Annotated in this window: 16 protein-coding genes and 2 pseudogenes; 6 read left to right on the top strand and 12 right to left on the bottom strand. The window is 60.7% G+C overall.

Annotated elements, in window-relative coordinates:
* Positions 1-333: 333 nt before the first annotated feature.
* Entirely contained in the window at positions 334-1,686 is a 1,353-nt protein-coding gene (locus tag B0G73_RS38825) for a serine hydrolase (protein WP_106286323.1), read from the top strand.
* A gap of 273 nt (positions 1,687-1,959) precedes the next feature.
* Here B0G73_RS38825 and B0G73_RS38830 read toward each other — a convergent pair whose 3' ends face one another.
* The 5 genes from B0G73_RS38830 to B0G73_RS38850 all read right to left on the bottom strand — a co-directional run bounded on the left by B0G73_RS38830 (position 1,960) and on the right by B0G73_RS38850 (position 5,937).
* Complete coding sequence (locus tag B0G73_RS38830; protein ID WP_258194170.1) at positions 1,960-2,427, bottom strand: NUDIX domain-containing protein; 468 nt, start codon at positions 2,425-2,427, stop codon at positions 1,960-1,962.
* A gap of 90 nt (positions 2,428-2,517) precedes the next feature.
* Positions 2,518-3,087, bottom strand: coding sequence for a GNAT family N-acetyltransferase (locus B0G73_RS38835; protein WP_106286324.1), 570 nt, complete (start codon positions 3,085-3,087; stop codon positions 2,518-2,520).
* Positions 3,088-3,204: 117 nt separating this feature from the next.
* On the bottom strand, positions 3,205-4,017 hold the full coding sequence (locus B0G73_RS38840; protein WP_106286325.1) for a GNAT family N-acetyltransferase: 813 nt from the start codon (positions 4,015-4,017) through the stop codon (positions 3,205-3,207).
* A 187-nt stretch (positions 4,018-4,204) separates the two neighbouring features.
* Entirely contained in the window at positions 4,205-4,846 is a 642-nt protein-coding gene (locus B0G73_RS38845; protein ID WP_106286326.1) for a glutathione S-transferase family protein, read from the bottom strand.
* Positions 4,847-4,908: 62 nt separating this feature from the next.
* Positions 4,909-5,937 carry a DUF1254 domain-containing protein gene (locus tag B0G73_RS38850; protein WP_106286327.1) on the bottom strand — a complete coding sequence of 343 codons (1,029 nt, stop codon included), beginning with the start codon at positions 5,935-5,937 and terminating at the stop codon, positions 4,909-4,911.
* Between the two features lie 692 nt (positions 5,938-6,629).
* Between B0G73_RS38850 and B0G73_RS38855 the strand changes: the two are divergent.
* Positions 6,630-6,845: pseudogene (locus B0G73_RS38855) on the top strand (IS5/IS1182 family transposase); the annotation flags it as partial.
* Positions 6,846-6,902: 57 nt separating this feature from the next.
* Here the strand turns inward: B0G73_RS38855 and B0G73_RS38860 are convergent.
* Complete coding sequence (locus B0G73_RS38860; protein WP_106286328.1) at positions 6,903-7,676, bottom strand: YkgJ family cysteine cluster protein; 774 nt, start codon at positions 7,674-7,676, stop codon at positions 6,903-6,905.
* A gap of 318 nt (positions 7,677-7,994) precedes the next feature.
* Between B0G73_RS38860 and B0G73_RS38865 the strand changes: the two are divergent.
* The 3 genes and pseudogenes from B0G73_RS38865 to B0G73_RS38875 form a co-directional block, all read left to right on the top strand.
* A pseudogene (locus tag B0G73_RS38865) lies at positions 7,995-8,174 on the top strand (aldehyde reductase); the annotation flags it as partial.
* Positions 8,175-8,359: 185 nt separating this feature from the next.
* Positions 8,360-9,919: an AarF/ABC1/UbiB kinase family protein gene (locus tag B0G73_RS38870; RefSeq protein WP_106286329.1), complete on the top strand. Its 1,560-nt coding sequence runs from the start codon at positions 8,360-8,362 to the stop codon at positions 9,917-9,919.
* Between the two features lie 119 nt (positions 9,920-10,038).
* Entirely contained in the window at positions 10,039-10,911 is an 873-nt protein-coding gene (locus tag B0G73_RS38875; protein ID WP_106286330.1) for a DMT family transporter, read from the top strand.
* Positions 10,912-10,963: 52 nt separating this feature from the next.
* Here the strand turns inward: B0G73_RS38875 and B0G73_RS38880 are convergent, their stop codons facing one another.
* Positions 10,964-11,950, bottom strand: a complete 987-nt coding sequence (locus tag B0G73_RS38880) for a L,D-transpeptidase (RefSeq protein ID WP_106286331.1) — start codon at positions 11,948-11,950, stop codon at positions 10,964-10,966.
* Between the two features lie 329 nt (positions 11,951-12,279).
* Between B0G73_RS38880 and nadE the strand changes: the two genes are divergently transcribed.
* Positions 12,280-13,140 (top strand): ammonia-dependent NAD(+) synthetase, encoded by an 861-nt coding sequence (nadE, locus tag B0G73_RS38885; RefSeq protein ID WP_106286332.1) that lies wholly within the window; start codon positions 12,280-12,282, stop codon positions 13,138-13,140.
* 117 nt (positions 13,141-13,257) lie between these two features.
* On the opposite strand, the gene B0G73_RS38890 is transcribed toward nadE, so the two are convergent.
* The 5 genes from B0G73_RS38890 to B0G73_RS38905 all read right to left on the bottom strand — a co-directional run bounded on the left by B0G73_RS38890 (position 13,258) and on the right by B0G73_RS38905 (position 17,009).
* On the bottom strand, positions 13,258-13,524 hold the full coding sequence (locus B0G73_RS38890; protein ID WP_106286333.1) for an RNA-binding protein: 267 nt from the start codon (positions 13,522-13,524) through the stop codon (positions 13,258-13,260).
* 5 nt (positions 13,525-13,529) lie between these two features.
* On the bottom strand, positions 13,530-13,688 hold the full coding sequence (locus B0G73_RS40870; protein WP_181196767.1) for a hypothetical protein: 159 nt from the start codon (positions 13,686-13,688) through the stop codon (positions 13,530-13,532).
* A 279-nt stretch (positions 13,689-13,967) separates the two neighbouring features.
* Positions 13,968-14,318 (bottom strand): hypothetical protein, encoded by a 351-nt coding sequence (locus B0G73_RS38895; protein ID WP_106286348.1) that lies wholly within the window; start codon positions 14,316-14,318, stop codon positions 13,968-13,970.
* Between the two features lie 113 nt (positions 14,319-14,431).
* Positions 14,432-15,085, bottom strand: a complete 654-nt coding sequence (locus tag B0G73_RS38900; protein WP_106286334.1) for a hypothetical protein — start codon at positions 15,083-15,085, stop codon at positions 14,432-14,434.
* Between the two features lie 256 nt (positions 15,086-15,341).
* Entirely contained in the window at positions 15,342-17,009 is a 1,668-nt protein-coding gene (locus B0G73_RS38905) for a S10 family peptidase (protein ID WP_106286335.1), read from the bottom strand.
* Positions 17,010-17,051: the final 42 nt, after the last annotated feature.

Genomic DNA, 17,051 nt, shown 5'->3' on the forward strand with positions numbered 1-17,051 from the left:
CAATCAGTTCGCCATTCTGTTCGGCGAGCGGTTCACCAGCGCCATCAACTGAGATTTCTAACCGGCCTCAGCACACAAGATTTCTGACACGTCCCCACTTCGGGGTGTCGACCTACCGGAATTGGCTTACCACTGCTGCATTCTCTGCCGCGATGGTGGTCACGCGACAAACGGGAGCGGCGCACTCCCCGACTCGCCCCTTACCCATTTTGCGGCGCCTAGCCCAGACGAGTGAAAGCGAGGTTTTGTCTTCCATTTGACGACTAGGTGCTCGCAAGTTGCCACCTACTTCAGCTGCGACGTGACTAATCCGACCTACGCCAGAGGAGCCTCATGCCATCGAGAGACCCCCTTACACCCAGCACTCGCTTCCCCGATGACAACGCAATCCGACGAATCCTTGCGGACCGGATCGATACCCGCCGCGAGGGCGTAGGAATTGTCGTTGGAATGGTGGGCGACGGCGAGCGACGCGTCGTCGGCTATGGCCGATTCGGTCAGAACGACGCCCGTATCCCCGACCAGCACACTGCGTTCGAAATTGGATCTGTAACGAAAGTGTATACCGCGATCTTGCTCGCGGACATGATCGCGAGTGGCGAAGTCTCGCTTGACGAGCCGGTTCAGCGTCTCTTGCCCGGCCATCCGATCGTGCCAGAACGCAACGGCAGGACTATCACTCTACATGACCTTGCGACGCATACATCGGCGTTGCCCCGTCATCCCGACAACATGGTCGGGAACGGTTCACCCGACCCGTTCTCGGGTTACACGATCGATCTTCTTTACGCATTCCTGGCCCGCTACGAACTGACCCGCGACATCGGCTCGGAGTTCGAGTATTCGAACCTCGGCGTTGGCCTGCTGGGCTATGCCCTTGCATGTCGGGCAGGAACGGATTACGAAACCGTGCTGCGGGCTCGCATCCTCACACCGCTGCAACTGGCGAGTACGGCCATCGCACTGCCTGACGAGATTGAAAGGAGGTGCATCCCTGGTCACGACCTCGACCTGCGTTTCGCGCAGCGGATGGATCTCGGTCAGGTGTTTGGAGCGGCAGGGGCGTTGGTGTCCACGGTAGGTGATCAACTGCAATTTCTCGAAGCCGTGATGGGTCATCGGCCGTCCGCACTCGATAAGGCAATTGGCAATACGCTCGACATACGTCGGCAGCTCGGAGATCAGGTCATTCCACTTTGCTGGGGAACGGGCGTCTGCAGCATAGATGGCGAACCCGAATGGTTCGGCCACACCGGAGGAACACTGGGGTGCCGGTCGTTCATCGGGTTCGATCGTCGCGCATCACGAGGCGTCGTGGTGTTGGCGAACGCGGCGTTCGACGTCGGCGACATTGGCCTGCATCTCTTGAAACCCGAAAAACCTCTACGGCAACCGGTCAAGATTCGAAACGAGATCGACGTCGATCCTGCCCGCTTGCAATCCTATGCAGGGCGTTTCTGGCTGCGTCCGGACTTCATCCTGACGATGACGGTTGATAACGGACAACTTTTCACCCAAGGTACCGGGCAACCGAGAATCGCGTTGTATCCAGAGGCCGAACACCGATTTTTTGCCAAGATGATCGACGCGCAGATCACCTTCGAAATGGACGATCAAGGGATGGCCGAAAAGCTGACGCTGCATCAGAACGGATCCGATCTTGTCGCGCGCAAACTGGATTCTTGACGACGCGATCCTAGTATGACTATTCACTCGATCGTCTGCACAACATGACGATTCTCAACCGCAGCAATGTCCATCCGCTGAGCAAGCGAGGAGTCTGCAAGGTGATTGTCAACGACCTAGGCTTCAGGGACGAACGTCTCGAATTCGCCACGTGCTGGCCCATGCGATGGGCATACGCAGATCGAAACTCGTGAGCAGACGATCGGCTCCATCGAAGGGCCGCTTAGGCTGAATCCGCGCTCTACCATTTGGTGAGGTCGCTCGACGGCATTCCTAGAATGCGCGAAACAAATCGTCTTTCGGATACGGTAGTGCCAATTCCGGCATATCGTGTCTTCCGAAATATTGGATGGACTTGGTTTCGGAATCCGCGGGCACCCCGGAGCCGCCGATGATTATGCATTGAAACAGCGTCACTACGTACTCGACACGGTCGCCATTTGGATATGTGTATCGGAACGACCGGCCGCCGAACACGCCGAGAATACTGTGAATTCGAACCGCATATCCGGTCTCCTCCATTACCTCTCGAACGATTGCTTCTTGCGGGCTTTCTCCCAGTTCAATTCCGCCGGCCGGCAAACTCCACGCCTCACCTGACGACTTTTCCTGAAGGAGCAGTTTGCCTTCGTTATCGTGAATCACGGCTGCAACGGAGGGACTCAATAGCAAATCACTACCAACCTTTTTCCTCAGCCAACTGAGGTAGCTTTCGTTATCAACGTGCAGCGACACCTTCACCCCCCGATGAGTTCTTAGTTATTGGATTGTCGGCGATTTAGGGGTGTAGTCGACCGCCTCTTCCTGACCGAACAGAGCCCCAACTAAACCTCAGTGATCTAGCGCAATGCGGTAGCGAAGAGACTCAGCGAATCCATAGGCCGCCGTCTTTTTGAAGCGCTCGATCAAGACACCATTGCATGCTGCGATAACCCGCTGCGAGGCTAAATTCTCCGGGTCAACCGTTAGCTCGACGTAGGACAAACTTTGTCGCCTCGCTTCGCCCAGCATTAAATTGAGCGCTTGCCTGGCGTAGCCCTTGCCTCTCTTCCACGGTACGACTGAGAAGCCGATGTGTCCGAGTACATTCGGCGGCAATTCGGCGGTTCCAGACTGCCAACGAAATCCGATTGCGCCACTAACTTCGCCATCCCAAATCCATCGGACAATGCTTGGCAGACGCGCGACGGTCGAGCCATCGGGCAAAGGAATCGGTCCACCCGATGCGGTTGGATCATCCAGGCCGTCGACAAATGCCTCCGCGTTCACTTCGATAGCGTGCAATTGTTCGCGCGCAGCGACGTCTTTACGAACATTGTCCGGTGACCATCCCGTCTCAAGGGCCGAAACGTAGCTCGGCAGCAATGCGATCGTAGGTCTCAACAGTTCAATTGCGCTCATTTTGTTCGGTGCGTGTCAGGGAGCAATGATCGTTAGCAGTTTAAGCGGTGCCGTCGAATGGCTCAAAATAGCCGAACTTTACCGGATGCCCTTGAGCGTCGAATCGCTCCGCATGGATCAGCGCCCGGTTGTATTACCCGGCTCTCGACACAAGCTGGCAACGCGGCCTTGCTGCCGGAAACCCATCGCCTCGTATATCGCTCCGGCATGGTAGGTTTCATCTGCAACCATGACAAGCCGGTCCGAGCGTCCGGCGGTCAGCTTGACAACCTCGCTTACCAAAGTCTTGCAGACATTTTTGTTTCTATGCCGTGTCTCAGTAATAACTGCCTGGAAACGTCCAATGCCGTCGAGGAAGAATAAACCAAGACTTCCCACCTGCTCATCATCGATAAAAGCTCCCCACCAGTTTCCCAGACGGCGTTCGATCAGGTTCCTGTAAGCCCTCTGTTGATGCGCCATGTAACGCTGCGAGCTAATGCCCGTCGGATTTGGCATGTCGGCGAGTTGCATTCGGGACCAATCGTCCCATTCCCGCTGCATGGCAAACGGGCGCACCTTGACCAATGAATTGGTCGCAACTTGATTTATCTCATCAGGATGGGCCACCAGCACCCGACAGACAGTCGCCTCGTAGCCTTGTTTCACGAATTCGTCGAGGGTCACCACGCTGTCGGCGCTTTCTGGCCACGCAAATGTCTGGTGTGCAATCAGCGGTGGTGTCCCGATGAGTTGGGCAAAATCATGCTCCAGCCGCTTCAGATCACTTTCCGCTGGTCCCTGCTGCAGGACCAGCATGTTGCCAAAAAAGTATTCGGGCGCGTCTGGTGTGCGAACGACGATATAGTCATCCCGTGACTCGACTATCCCGGTTTCCGTGTGCAGCAATAGATCAGTACCGAGACCGAGGTTATCGGGAAAGTGGTGCATTTTTAGTATTGTTACCAACGAACGGAAATCGTTCTTCTGCTTTTATGCGTATTGACTCTTCGCTTACGGCGGATCACAACGTGCTGGAGGCCTCGTCGAAATCCGGCTCCATGGTTGCGATTCTCAGCGATCTACCGGATCGTGTCGACCGGCCATAATTGGCCCGTTGCGTTCCGCACGCCGCTCCTCACGGCTGCGTCCGTGACATGCTCTCGCGGGTGGAGAATCGCCGCCACCAACGGTTCAGTTTTTCGCATCCTTCCATTAAAGAAGCCGCTTCATGAGCCTGCATGAAGCACGCGAAGATCGGAGCGGCGTACAGATCGGCAAGTGTCACTTCGCCGCCGATCAGGAACCCTTGGTCATCCGACAGGCGGGTCAACTCGGATAAACACACAGCGGCACGCGGCAGCGCGGCGGTGATCTTCGGCTCGTTTGCCAGACGGCCTTCGCGAGTTGAAACTACGCGTTCAACGTATATGTCCCAAACCAGCGTTCGATATGCATAGGCATCCAGTATCGCGATAATCTGGTTTGCCCTGGCACGAGCTTTCGGATCTCTCGGCTGCAGTTTGACGCCGGGGAAAGCTTCGTCGATATAACGCACGATCGCGCCTGTCTCGTAAAGACGAAAATCGCCATGCTCGAAGGCCGGAATGCGACCGAACGGATGGCGTTCCAAATGCTCCTTCGGAACGCCGCTCGCTGCGAATACGTCTACCTCGACCAGACTGTATTTGATCTGCTTCTCTTCCAGAGCCAGCCGGGCGATTCGCACGTACACACTCCATGCGGCTCCGTACAGTTTCACCACTTCGGTCGTTGTCACAGGATCGCTCCATTCGCGTACGAGGGGGCGCGCAGTCGATAGGTTAAGCGCGAATCATCCCGTCAATTCACTGGAGTGGCATCCGGAAACGTCCATGCGCCGTTCAGAATCTCAGCACGTGGCCGATAGAGTCGCACCGTATAGTTCCATCCAGCAACGATCGGAAGGCAATTTTCGACGTGGCCATCGCAGCCACCGAACTGTATGGCGATCGAACCGTCAGCGCCCTTTTTTGCAGTAAGGTCATTGATCGAGTACGCGTTCGACGAGTTCTTTTGAAAATAGCCCCGTGCATTGTAGAGGCTCACCGACCAGAAGGCGTCCACGGGAACGTTTTTAACCACGAGTCGATAGATCGTCTTCCCGTCATTTCGCGGTGGTGTGAAGTTGAGGTAAATCGCGTCCCTGTCCGGATTGCCTCCCCACGCCGCGGCGGCTCCGAGCAGGCGTCGCACCGGGTCGACTTCCTCTTTGGTACCGAAGGCGTGCTTGAAATCTGGAATCGTCGACGCAAGAACCAGTAGCGCGTCGCGGACCTTTTTCTGACTTACCGGATCCCAGTTCGGCAGGTCGAGCTTGCCGGGCGTCTTCTGGCTTACTGTGATCGAGTCCTGTAGCTTGTGAACCTGCTCGATGTCCTCCTGGCTAGACGGCTCGACAAGGGTTCGAATCGCAACGGCAACGTAACGCGTGCCGACGCTCTCCCGCGTGAGGACATGCGTGCCTTCGCCGTAGAAGACGTTCGGCACATACTGATCCTCATTGATGATCTGTAACGCCATGAAGCGCTTGCCAGGATCAGGCATGTCGATCGTAACCGGCCCCGCATCGAGATCGAACACTCCTGACGTATAGAGCGTGTCGCGGTTCAGGCGTATGACCGTCTGATGATCAATCGGTGCAGGCTCCCGGCGGTGTTCCAACTTGCCAAGGGTCCCTTGCTTTACCAGTGAAGTGAAATACAGGTCCGACTCGGCGCGAACAAAATTGTCGACTGTTACCGGTACGGGCGATCCGCCAGACGACTGGGTCTGGGCGGCGACGACTCCCGCGGCAAACAGAAGCGTTGCCAACGTGATTGAGTATTTCATACCTGTCCTTTTGCTTATCTGACCTGGAATGGCGTCGTAGCGCAAGCGCGTCAACGCACTTCGGTAACGGCTTGCGGAGCCCATTTCCCCTGCTTGACGATGTCCTTACGTCAGCGAGAATTGATTGCCGGGCGCGGATGGCAGCCAGTTTGTTTGCGGCACGCCCTTGACAGTTGCGGGCCGATCGCGATTTTCAGTGATCCATCTGGCTCTTTCGTGAGACTGCGGTCCACTTTCTCCTGCCGGATCACCTGGAGACGGCCCAGTAGGTATGTGTAGGCGTCGGTCACGGTACGTTCATCGGGTTCGCAACTGCCGCCGTTTGCGACTGCGAAAACGCCGCACCTGGGATTCCAATGCCGGCCGCGAGAACCGACGCTACTACAACGCTTGCAAATACCTGCCTCGCCGCCGCGCAACCATGCGTGTACTACCTCCGTTCGAAAGGGATGTCGCTGTGTTCTGTCCCTGTCGGAGCATTGTTGAAACTTTCTGGAGAAATTGCAAGCTTTGGAAGCTTGCCCTAATGCCAGTGGTCAACGACCGAGAGGACACAGAGTGTGTCAAAACGTTAGCGCCTGAACTGAGTCAACGCGCCGAGACCGGGCGACTCATAAAGCGATTCGTCGAAGGCGATGCCCGCAACCAGGTCGCACTACTTCCTAATGTGTCGACGAAAAAATAGGACAGGACAGACGATCGCCGACTTTCGCCGTGACAGCGGCGCAGCGATTCGCAATGTATGCGGGCGTTTCGTCGAACTATGTCGCGGGCTGACGCTACTATCCAGTCACATGGTGACCATCGACGGTAGCAAATTCAAGGCGTCATACAGTCGCGACAGGAACTGCACGGCTAGCAAGCTCGATAAGCGTCGGCAGCAGATCATGAAAAGCGTGCAGCGATACCAATGCCGGATCTCGGACGAAACTGGTCAGCACGCGCACGCTCTACGGCCCTGCGCTTCATTCAGATTCCACCGAAAACCCCAGGTATTCGAACCTCGGAGCACTGTTCGCATCGACGAGAGAACTGAGCGCTCCCACCGACACAAGAACATCGACTGTCGTTCGGCGCTTCGACACGAAATGCCACGTTGGAGGCATAGCAGGAATGCTCGGTTCGTTGCTCGCCTGACGCAGCGCCGCCAGCAGATCGGCGCGATCCGGCGAATACGCGACAAAGCCTTCGTTCGACACCGCCGCCTGATCGATACCCATTGCCGCACACACCTGCTGCTTGATGGGAACGTCTTTCTCATCGGCATCGCGCGACTGCTGGATCAGTTGCGCGACGCCCGCGTCGACCAGCTTGCCAGCGCGCAACAACGGTGGCAATCCCGGCGTCCAGGCGTCGGGCGGACACGCTTTATGCGCGGGTGTCAGCGCGATGAATGGATTGATTTCCGCCGGATAGATCCGGCATACCAACGGCCTCTGTTCATAGATACCGCAGCGCATGTCGTCGCTAAGATTCGGGCATGGGCCGGGATGCGTGCCCGCCAGAATGACCACGATTCTCGCCGGCAAGGACCCACTCATCGCGGCAAACGATCGACGACGTTTTTGCGCCGCCTGAAGATTGTCCTCAGCGGGCTCTTCTGGCCACGGCAGCGCCTCGCAAAGAAGCTGCACTTCGTCGCCGTGCTCCAGCCAGGCAATCGCCTCGCTCACTGTCAATGGCAAACGCAGGTCGTGGCAACATTTGCCACACATCGTGCACGCAAAATCGATATCCATGTCTCATAGCCCTTGCGTCGCGCGACGCGGTCCGGTTATCCAGCTGCAAGTCCGGCAGACACACACGAGTGCGGACGCCCCCGGTGTGGTTACCGCTTAGCTGAAACAGTTGGGCTTTGTCGCGTGAAGGCGCCAGACATTACAGGCCACGACTTTTATTTTTAGTCCATTGCGTGATCTGCCTTTGCAAATCCCGCCCTGACGGCGCGAGCACGCGCTCGAGAAACTTCGCGCGGACGGCTTCTGGAAAAACCGTCAACTGGTTGTTGGCAAAGATTGCGATGGCAAATCCGCGCTCCGGAATCAGCGTGACGATGGCTCGACGGCCAGCCCGGCAATCCAAGAATCAATTCCGGCTTCGTCGACGTGCGGGACGTGGCCGATCTGCATGTGCGGGCCATGACTCACGAAGCCGCCGGCGGCGAGTGCTTTCTTGCCATCGCTGCCGAAAGCATGTGGCTGGCCGACGTCGCTCAGGTGCTCAAAGCGCGCATGGGGCGTTGTTTTGTACAGATGGCAGCACGCCCAAGTTTCGCCACGGTAGGGAAAGGCCGGAGTATTGTGTTACGCGTCGCGCGGCAATGCTCCCTTGCCGCGCTTACCTGCTAACCTAACCGCCTTGGCCGTGCGCGAGCGCCCCTCGAGAGACGGGGACGCCGCGTGGCCCATCAACCGAACTGCCGATGCCGCCACTGTTTCGCCGCCTACTGCTGCTGTTCCACGCGCTGCGTTACGGCGCGCGCCTGATCTGGCTTGCCGCGCCGCAAGACCACAAGCTGCACTGGATGATCGAGCTGATCGGCCGCCTGCATGCGGCTGAACGCAGCGGCAAGAGCCTGAGCGGTGTGCTGCCGGCACTCGGGCCGCTGGCGGCCCGGTTCGCGCAAACGCTGGCCGAACGGCCCGAACTTGCGACCGGCACCTTGCACGACGCCATCGACGCGATCGATCACATGGAAGCCCCGCTGCCGCCGCACGAGTCCGAACAGGCGCTCGCGCGCGCTTTCGGCAGGCCGCTCGCCACGCTGTTCAGCGCCGTGGACCTGGTGCCGGTGCGCAGCGGCTTCGCCGAACAGACGCATCTCGCGCGGCTCATCGTGCCGGTGAACGGCCATTACGAAGTAGCCATCAAGCTGGTGCGCGCCGACCAGTTGCAACAGATCGGCGATGAACTCGCGCTGCTGCGCTGGGTCGCGCGCTGGCTGGAGAAGTTTTCCGGCACCGCGCGCCGCCTGCAATTGCGCACGCTGGCGCAGACCTTCACGGACGACATCCTGCGCCGCTTCGATCTGCGTGCCGAAGCCGCCAATTTGAGCCAGACCGGCCATCATTTCGACGGCGACAAGCGCATCGTCGTGCCGGACGTGATCTGGGATCTTTGCACCGCCTATACGCTGACCATGCAACGCGTCAGCACCTTGCCGGTGAGCGACCTGCCCGGCCTGCATGCGCATCACATCAAACTCGCGCCGCTCGCCGCGCATATCGTCGAAGTGGTGACCGAGCAGGCGTTCGAGCATGGTTTCTTTCACGCCACGCTCGACGCGCGCCGCGTGCGCGTGAGCATCGAACCGGACACGCTGGGGCGCCTCGTGCTGGCGGAATTCTCGATCATGTCGAGTCTCTCGACCGGCGAGCGCGAGTTCTTCGTGCACGGCGCAACCGCGCTGTTCGAACAGGACTACGGGCGGCTCGCCGAAATACATCGCGATGCCGGGCACGTGCCGCACGACACGCGCGCCGAATTGCTCGAAGCCGAGTTGCGCACGCGCGCGGAGGCGCATTTCGCGGCCGCGCCGGAAGACCGTTCGGCGGGTTCGCTGTTTCATCATCTGCTACATGCGGTGCATCCGTTCGAGGGCGCGGTGCCCGCGCGGCTCGCGACCGCCCAGCGCTCATTTCATCAAGCGGAACTGCTGGCGCGCGCGCTGCATCCCGGCGTCGACACGTGGAATATCACCCGCGGCGTGCTGGCGGATATCGCGCGGCGCGACGTCGATCACCGCGGCTGGCTGAAACGGATTGGCCGCGAGTTGCCGCATCTCGCGCATATGCTGCCGCGTGTGCCGCAACTGGCGGTGCGCTATCTGCAACACGAGCACGATCTCGCGCGCACGCCGCAGCAGAATGCGCAACTGATGACGGAGATCGGTCGCGAATACCGCCGCACGCGGGTGCTGCTGTGGGCGTGCGCGGTGTGCGGCGGCGTGCTCGGCGCGGGGACGGTGCTGCTGATGTGGTGAAGTGCGCCGGTTCGCAGTTCAAACCACACTCCGCCAACACGTTCGGCCGATTGCAGTTTCGAGCAAGACGCGCGTTGCGTCTCCCGACAAGATGGCGGCTTTTCTCTTGACGCTTGCCGATGCTCGCTTCCTTTATCGCCGCTGTTTTCGTGGTGTTGTGGTCGACCGGTTTCGTGGTCGCCCGCGCGATTACACCGTATGCGGATCCTAACCTGTTCCTGCTCGCGCGCTTCGGCGGCACGGCGCTGATCTTCGCGCTGGCCGCGCTGTTTGCACGCGCCACGTGGCCCCGCGGGCGCGACTTCGGCAAACATCTGGTAGCTGGCGCGCTGCTGCAAGGCGTCTATCTCGGCGCGGGCTACTGGGCCGTCGCTCAAGGCTTGAGCGCGGGCGTGATGGCTTTGCTCGGCGCGCTGCAACCGCTCGCGACGGCCGCGGTCGCGGCGCCGCTCTTCGGCGAACGCCTGTCGCGGCGTGGCTGGACCGGCATGGCGCTCGGCCTTGCGGGCGTCGTGCTGGTGCTCGAACCGAAGCTGACGGCGGCCACGGCACCGACGCCGCACGGCAGCGCGCCCACCTGGCTCGTCGTGCTGATCTCGATCGCCGCGATCGGCGCGATTACGGCGGGCACGTTGTTCCAGAAGACTTCTTTGGCCAAGGCCGATATTCGCAGCGCGAGCGCGGTGCAGAACTTCGGCGCGGCGCTTGTCGCGGCCGGGCTTGCGCTCGCGCTCGGTGAACATCGCTGGATTGCGTCCGCCACGCTGTGGGGATCGCTCGCGTGGGGGATCGTGATGCTTTCCGGGATCAGCGTGACCTTGCTGGTGTGGATGATCAGACGCGGCGACGCGGCGCGCGCGACTGCGCTGATGTTTCTCGCGCCGCCGCTCGCCGCGCTCGAAGGCTATGTGGGCTTCGGCGAGACGCTGGTGCCGCTGCAGATTGCGGGGTTCGCGGTTGCGTTGGTAGGCGTGTTGCTCGCGCGGTCGTGACGGGCGGCTTGCTCAAAATGAGCGGCGCGGGCGCGACGAGTACCGCCGCGAATCAATCCGCCGTGTCCGCTCCGGCCGGCACTTTGGCGCGCGCCTTGCTGCCGGGCGCCGGCGCCCACGCCGGGCGGCTCTTGCGCGCCGAATCCACCACGGCAATGTAACGCCCAGCCCACGGCGTCACCTCTCGATCGCTTTTCAACACCCACAGCGACTTACCCGACTCGACGAGCGCGACATACTCGGCGTCGAGAATGCCATAGTGATCGATAAACGAATTGAGGGACGCGGGAATGCGCACGCAACCCTTCGAGTGACGCATGCCGAGCAGCGATTCGAGATGGTCGGGATCGGTGGCGTGCATCTGGAAACGCATCTGCGACATGCCGCCCTTGCCCCAACCGCGCTCGCCCTGGGCCCAGCCGAGGTCGAAGATCCGCATGTCGCGCTTGCCGTAGCCGCGAATATGGTTTTCGTTCTGCGTGCCTTCCGAACGGAAATCCATGTTGGCGGGCGTATGCTCGAACACGCCGAGCGGCGTGATGAAGTGGTCGTATTCGCCCGGCTGCCCCGTCGAAACCGGCGACGCGCCGATCAGCTGCCAACTGTCGGCCGGCGCGGCCCGAAAATAGATGAAAAGCGCCTGCACGTTGGCATTGCGATCGACCAGCACGACATACTCGCCCGACAGATCGCCGAGCATGTGCGCGCCGAGCGCGGCTTCCAGCCGATCGGCATAGGCTCGCTGATCCGCGGCCGGCACTTTCAGCGTGCGCGTGACGTTCTGCGCGAACACGTCCCGCAGCATGAACGCGCGACGCGGATCGACCACGCCGGCGGCATCCGGCGCCGCGACAGCCGACGCGCTGACGGCAACCACCGGACGATCCGCCGGCTTTGGCGCCGAGGCCGCAACGGGCGCCGAAGCTGCGATCGCCGCGCCGCATGACGCCATGCAAAATGCGGCGCTCAACGCGCGTGCCAAACGGCGCAAAGAAGGCAACGCGCGTGCGACGCTCCGCACGGAAAGTCGATACGGCATACACGACAGGTCGCGCGGACGATCGACCGGCGCGAAAGACAGACGGTCTATTACAGGCTGGCCAGGCCGCTTGGTGTGGTTCATCGCGTGTTTGAGCAAACCTGATTATTATTGACTGCTCGCCGGCTCATGCGGCGCTCTCAGAACGAGGATGTTACTAAGCACATTGCGATCTGTCGATGAAGATTCGCCGACTCAGTGATACCCCTGTAATAAGCGGACGTCTTTGCCGGTCAAAGCGGCGGATTTAAAGCGGTGCGAAGGTGAATTGAACCCGGGCCGGTTACGGTTCGATATGTGCGCGAGCGCGCAAGGAGCAAAGAGGAATCATGACGCAACACGATCCAGTCGCACGCCAGGCAAGCATCGCTGAGGAAATGCACATCAGCGCCGGGTTCGATCCTGAATATGAAATCGAGCGCCGGGTGGCTTTTCTCGCGAATTATCTGCGTAGCAGCGGCCTGAAAACGTATGTGCTCGGGATCAGCGGCGGCGTCGACTCGACAACCGCGGGGCGGCTCGCGCAACTCGCGGTTGAGCGATTGCGCGCCGAACATTACGACGCGCACTTCGTCGCAATACGTCTGCCTTACGGTGAACAGAAAGACGAAGCGGACGCGCAGCAGGCATTGCGCTTTATTCGCGCAGACGAAAATCTCACCATCGATATCAAACCCGCGGCCGATGCCATGCTCGCCGCGCTCGATCAAAGTGGCCTGCTCTACAAGGACGAATCGCAACAGGACTTCGTGCACGGCAATATCAAGGCGCGGCAGCGCATGATCGCGCAGTACGCGGTGGCGGGCGCGCGGGCCGGCGTGGTCATCGGTACGGATCACGCGGCCGAATCGGTGATGGGCTTTTTCACGAAGTTCGGCGACGGCGGCGCCGATGTGTTGCCGCTCACGGGGCTCAACAAGCGTCGCGTGCGCGCGCTGTCCAAAGCGCTGGGCGCCCCCGAAGCATTAGCGCACAAGGTGCCGACCGCCGACCTCGAAATGTTGCGGCCGCAACGGCCCGATGAGGATGCCTACGGCATTCCATACGACGCTATCGACGACTTCCTGGAGCGCAAACCGGTGAGCGATGCGGCGCGCGAGACCATCTTGCGCTTTTACGACGTCACGCGTCACAAGCGCGCGTTGCCGTACACGCCGTTCGATTGGCCGACTCAGACAAGCGGAGATTGAGAAAGGGATGGGTATGCGGGTGACGCGCCGAATGCGCCGTGCCGGGCGCTGCGCGGCGTGTCAGCTTACGTGCGCTCTTGTCGCGCAACGCATTGAGGATGAATCGATCGCGCCGGGTTACTGAGCCGCCGGCGGTTCGTCGGTGAACAGATCGGCGCTGGCTTCCAGCGTCTGACCGCCCAACTGCTTGCCGTGAATCTGCCGCGCGATCACTTCGCCTACATAGGGCACTTCGGCGTCCAGTTCGACCGTGGCGTACGCACTGGGCTTGCCGGCGTCGACCACCTCGATGTTTTTCGCGTAATGCCCAAGTTCGTGCTTGAGGAACTCCCGCACTTCCTGCTCGCTGCACGATTCCGCGATGTTGCGCACGATCAGGTTCATGCGGTCTACCCTCTGCGCGCGTTGCCGCCAGCGCCGCGATCCGCGGATTGCACGCGCACAGGGCGCAATGCGGCACGCTGTTTCGCCTGCTCGGCAGCGAGTTGGCGGATCAATGCAGCACCGGCGGCGCCCAAAGCGGCCAATGACAGATAGAAGGCGATCATTTAATTCTCCCCTGCGAGTTTCGTCCTGTACTCAGGATAGCCACAATCGACAGTAAAAGCGATGTAACACAGTGTCGTCAAAAAACGGACTTAAATATCGCCGTCAATGCACTGTACCTGAATAAGCGGCGTCAAAAATAGCAAAACAGCTGTTCATTTCCCGTGATAGGTCTGGCAAGCGCATCGAACGCGGGCGCTGAATGCAAAAACCGGGCCGCGACACGCATCGCCACGGCATCCTGCGGGGGACCTGCGCAAAAGGCGGACTGGTTGTCGCGATCAGTCCGCCGCTTGCACGTTGGCCGAACTCACCCACCATGCGTTCTTGCCTTGCGGCAGCTGAACCAGCACCGCGGACGGATCGTCGACGCCGTCATCCGCAATTTCGCATACTGCCAGACCGTCGGGCAGGCGCTTCACCTCGCCGGCCGACTGGAACAGCGCAACACGTTGCGCGCTCAACGGCCGCAACTGGCGATACACGTCGAAGCTGATGGCCGCGGGCACATCGCCGCGAATCTTCAGCGTGTCGGCCTGGCCGCAATGCACCGGCTCGGCGGCGAACACGGCAGCACTGCCGAATACGCAGCCGATAGAAAGAGCCATGGCGGCAAGACGTGAATGGATCATGATGATTCTCCGAAAACTAGATGGGGTCACGGCCTGCGAGTTGCAAGCCGCGTGGCTGAATAGATGCCAGATGCGCATGAACGAAGCAGGCGCCGCAAACGAGGCGGCCGGCTTCATGGCGGGTTGTCGGGGCCGGCGCCATGACCGTTGTCGCCGCCGGTGGCCACGTCGAGCCGGCTGACGTCGCAGGACGTTTGACTGAAGCCCGAATAAACCACCGACCAGTTGCCGATAATCGCGGCTTGCGCTTCGGCGAGGCTCAGTTTGCCTTCGCAGACGCAGCGCTTGAGCATGACTGCCGCGCGCGCCTTGCGGCGCTCGCCCTGGTGGCCGGCCCACGGCAGAAGATCGAGATTGGCGCGAGCGTCCGGCGAGCCGCCGAGCACGATAGGCACGCGGCGATCGAGCGCGAAGGAGGCGCCGTTGCCCGCATCGATTCCGCGCGCGGCGAGCATGCGGTCTTTGTGCGCCATCAGTTCGTCGAACGGCGGGGCCACCGTGTCAGCGTAACCGGGACGGCAAATCGTGTCCCCCACCGATTGCTGCGTGACGCGCTCGTCGAGCATGGCGGCGTCCTGGGCGCAAGCGTCGACCGTGCGTAGCATCACCAGCGCCGTGAAGCCAAGCGCGAGCGCAAAACGCGCAGTGCCGCGGGGACGCGCAACACCGCACCGGCGCGCGAGCGCCGGCAAAGCCGTGTCGTACGTACTGCTGGTCGCGTCGCTGGAATACTCTGTGCGACGCCTGTCTGCAATGCCTGCGTTCATTCGTCGGCGCGCCGGGAGCGGCACGCAATAGTTCAATTCGCAGACTAATTAAAACACATTCAATATGGATAAGTAAAAAAGCCTGACCATACGCGCCGCGCGCATAGGCCGCATTTAGCCGATTTGGCAGGCTGAGGAAACCGGCGGCGCGACCGCTCGCGCGCCGCCGGTCCCAGCCGCCTGATAGCCAGACGCCCTTGCGATGCCAGGGCGTTTCGCACGCGCCGCGTCCGCGACGCGACGCGTCGATTCGCCGCTACTGCGGCACACGCGCCTGCAATGCGCGGATACGAAACAGCGCCTGCGTGTTGGACACCGTCGTGTCGTACATCGTCGCGAGATCGGCCTTCAGCGCGGTACGCGATCCGCCGTCGAGATAAATCATATGTCCCGAAGGATAAAAGCGCGCCGACAGGTTCTGCCGGACCTGCTGGCTGAGCAACGGCATTTGCTGCAGATCGAGCACGGTCTGGTAAAACGGCGTGACGAAATCGAAGAAGCCGTTCGCCGACAGCACCTTCAGATCGGGATTGAGCGCCATCACGGCGGCCAGATCGCCGGCGGTATACAGAATGATGTTGCCCTTCGAGTCGACGCCCTTCTGCGCGCCCGTCGGATCGATGTGACTGAAGTCCCAGTACTTGAAGGCCTGGTCGTTCAGATCCGTGAACGACGAATTCGACGTGTACTTCAGTTGCTCGTTCAGATACACGTTCCACATCGTCGTGTACACGCCGGTGACCGCCGTCATGGTCGGGTCGTTGCCGCCGGAATTCGGGTCGATCTTGCCGGCAATGCCCGTGCCGATCGCCGTCACACGGCCGTCGTACTCGCCGAGCGCAAGCCCCTTGGATTTCAGCAGCGTGGTGAGGAACAGCGAATTGCCCCGGCTGTCGTACGAGGCGACATCCAGGCTCCACGCGAGCAAGGTCGTTTTGTCGATGCCCGTGTATTCGCTGAGCTTTTCGACCGTGGCCGCATCGGTGGTCGGAAACTTGCGCAGCGCGGCCAGATAGTCGGTGCGCGCGAACTGCGCGACTTCTTCGGCGAACGTGCCGAGATCGGTCGGTCGTGGCGCGATGCCGAGCTTCTTGTGATACCACGCGTCCGCGGCCGCCGTGGGCAGCGCGCCGACCGGATTGCCGGCCTGCGTGTAATCGAGAATCGACGATTGCAGCGTAATGCCGTTCAGATCCACGCCGTCTTCGTGCAAGCGGTACGCCAGCACGCAACTGCGCGCCGTGCCATACGACTCGCCGAACAGGTACTTCGGCGAATTCCAGCGGTTGTTCTTCGTCAGAAAACGCTTGATGAACTGCTTGATCGAGTCCGCGTCCTGGTCCACGCCCCAGAAGTCACGGTTCTTCTTCGGCGCGATCGCCGCCGAGTAGCCGGTGCCGACCGGGTTGATGAAAACGAGGTCGCTCTTGTCGAGCAGGCTATCCGGATTGTCTTCCATCGAATACGGCGCGGGCGGCGTGAAGCTCGGCATCGAGGTCTTGATGCGACGCGGCGCGAACGAACCCAGCAGCACGAATACCGACGACGATCCCGGGCCGCCGTTATAGAAGAACGTGACCGGCCGGGCTTCTTCCTTCTGGTTGTCCTGCGTGAACGCCACGTAGAACATGCGGGCTTCCGGCTGCGAACTACTCGGATCGACGATCACGAGGTGGCCCACGGTTGCCGTGTAGTTGATCTTGTGCCCGCCGATGGTGACCGAGTGGTGCGTGATCGCGGCGCTTTCATCGGTTGCGGTGACGGAATCGTCAGGCCCGTTGCCGTAAGCAACCGGATCGAAGAACGGCTGATCTTTGGCTTTGTGCGGCGCGCTGGCGGGCGCGGGCGCCGGAGCCGGCGTGCCCGAAGCATGCGAATTGTGCGACGGCTGCGGACTAACAGAAGCTGACTCGGTATTCGTCATGATCGCTCCATGGGTTCGTTCACGTCTTTTGTGCGCCCCGAA

This window comes from Paraburkholderia sp. BL25I1N1 (assembly GCF_003002025.1).
GTDB lineage: Bacteria > Pseudomonadota > Gammaproteobacteria > Burkholderiales > Burkholderiaceae > Paraburkholderia.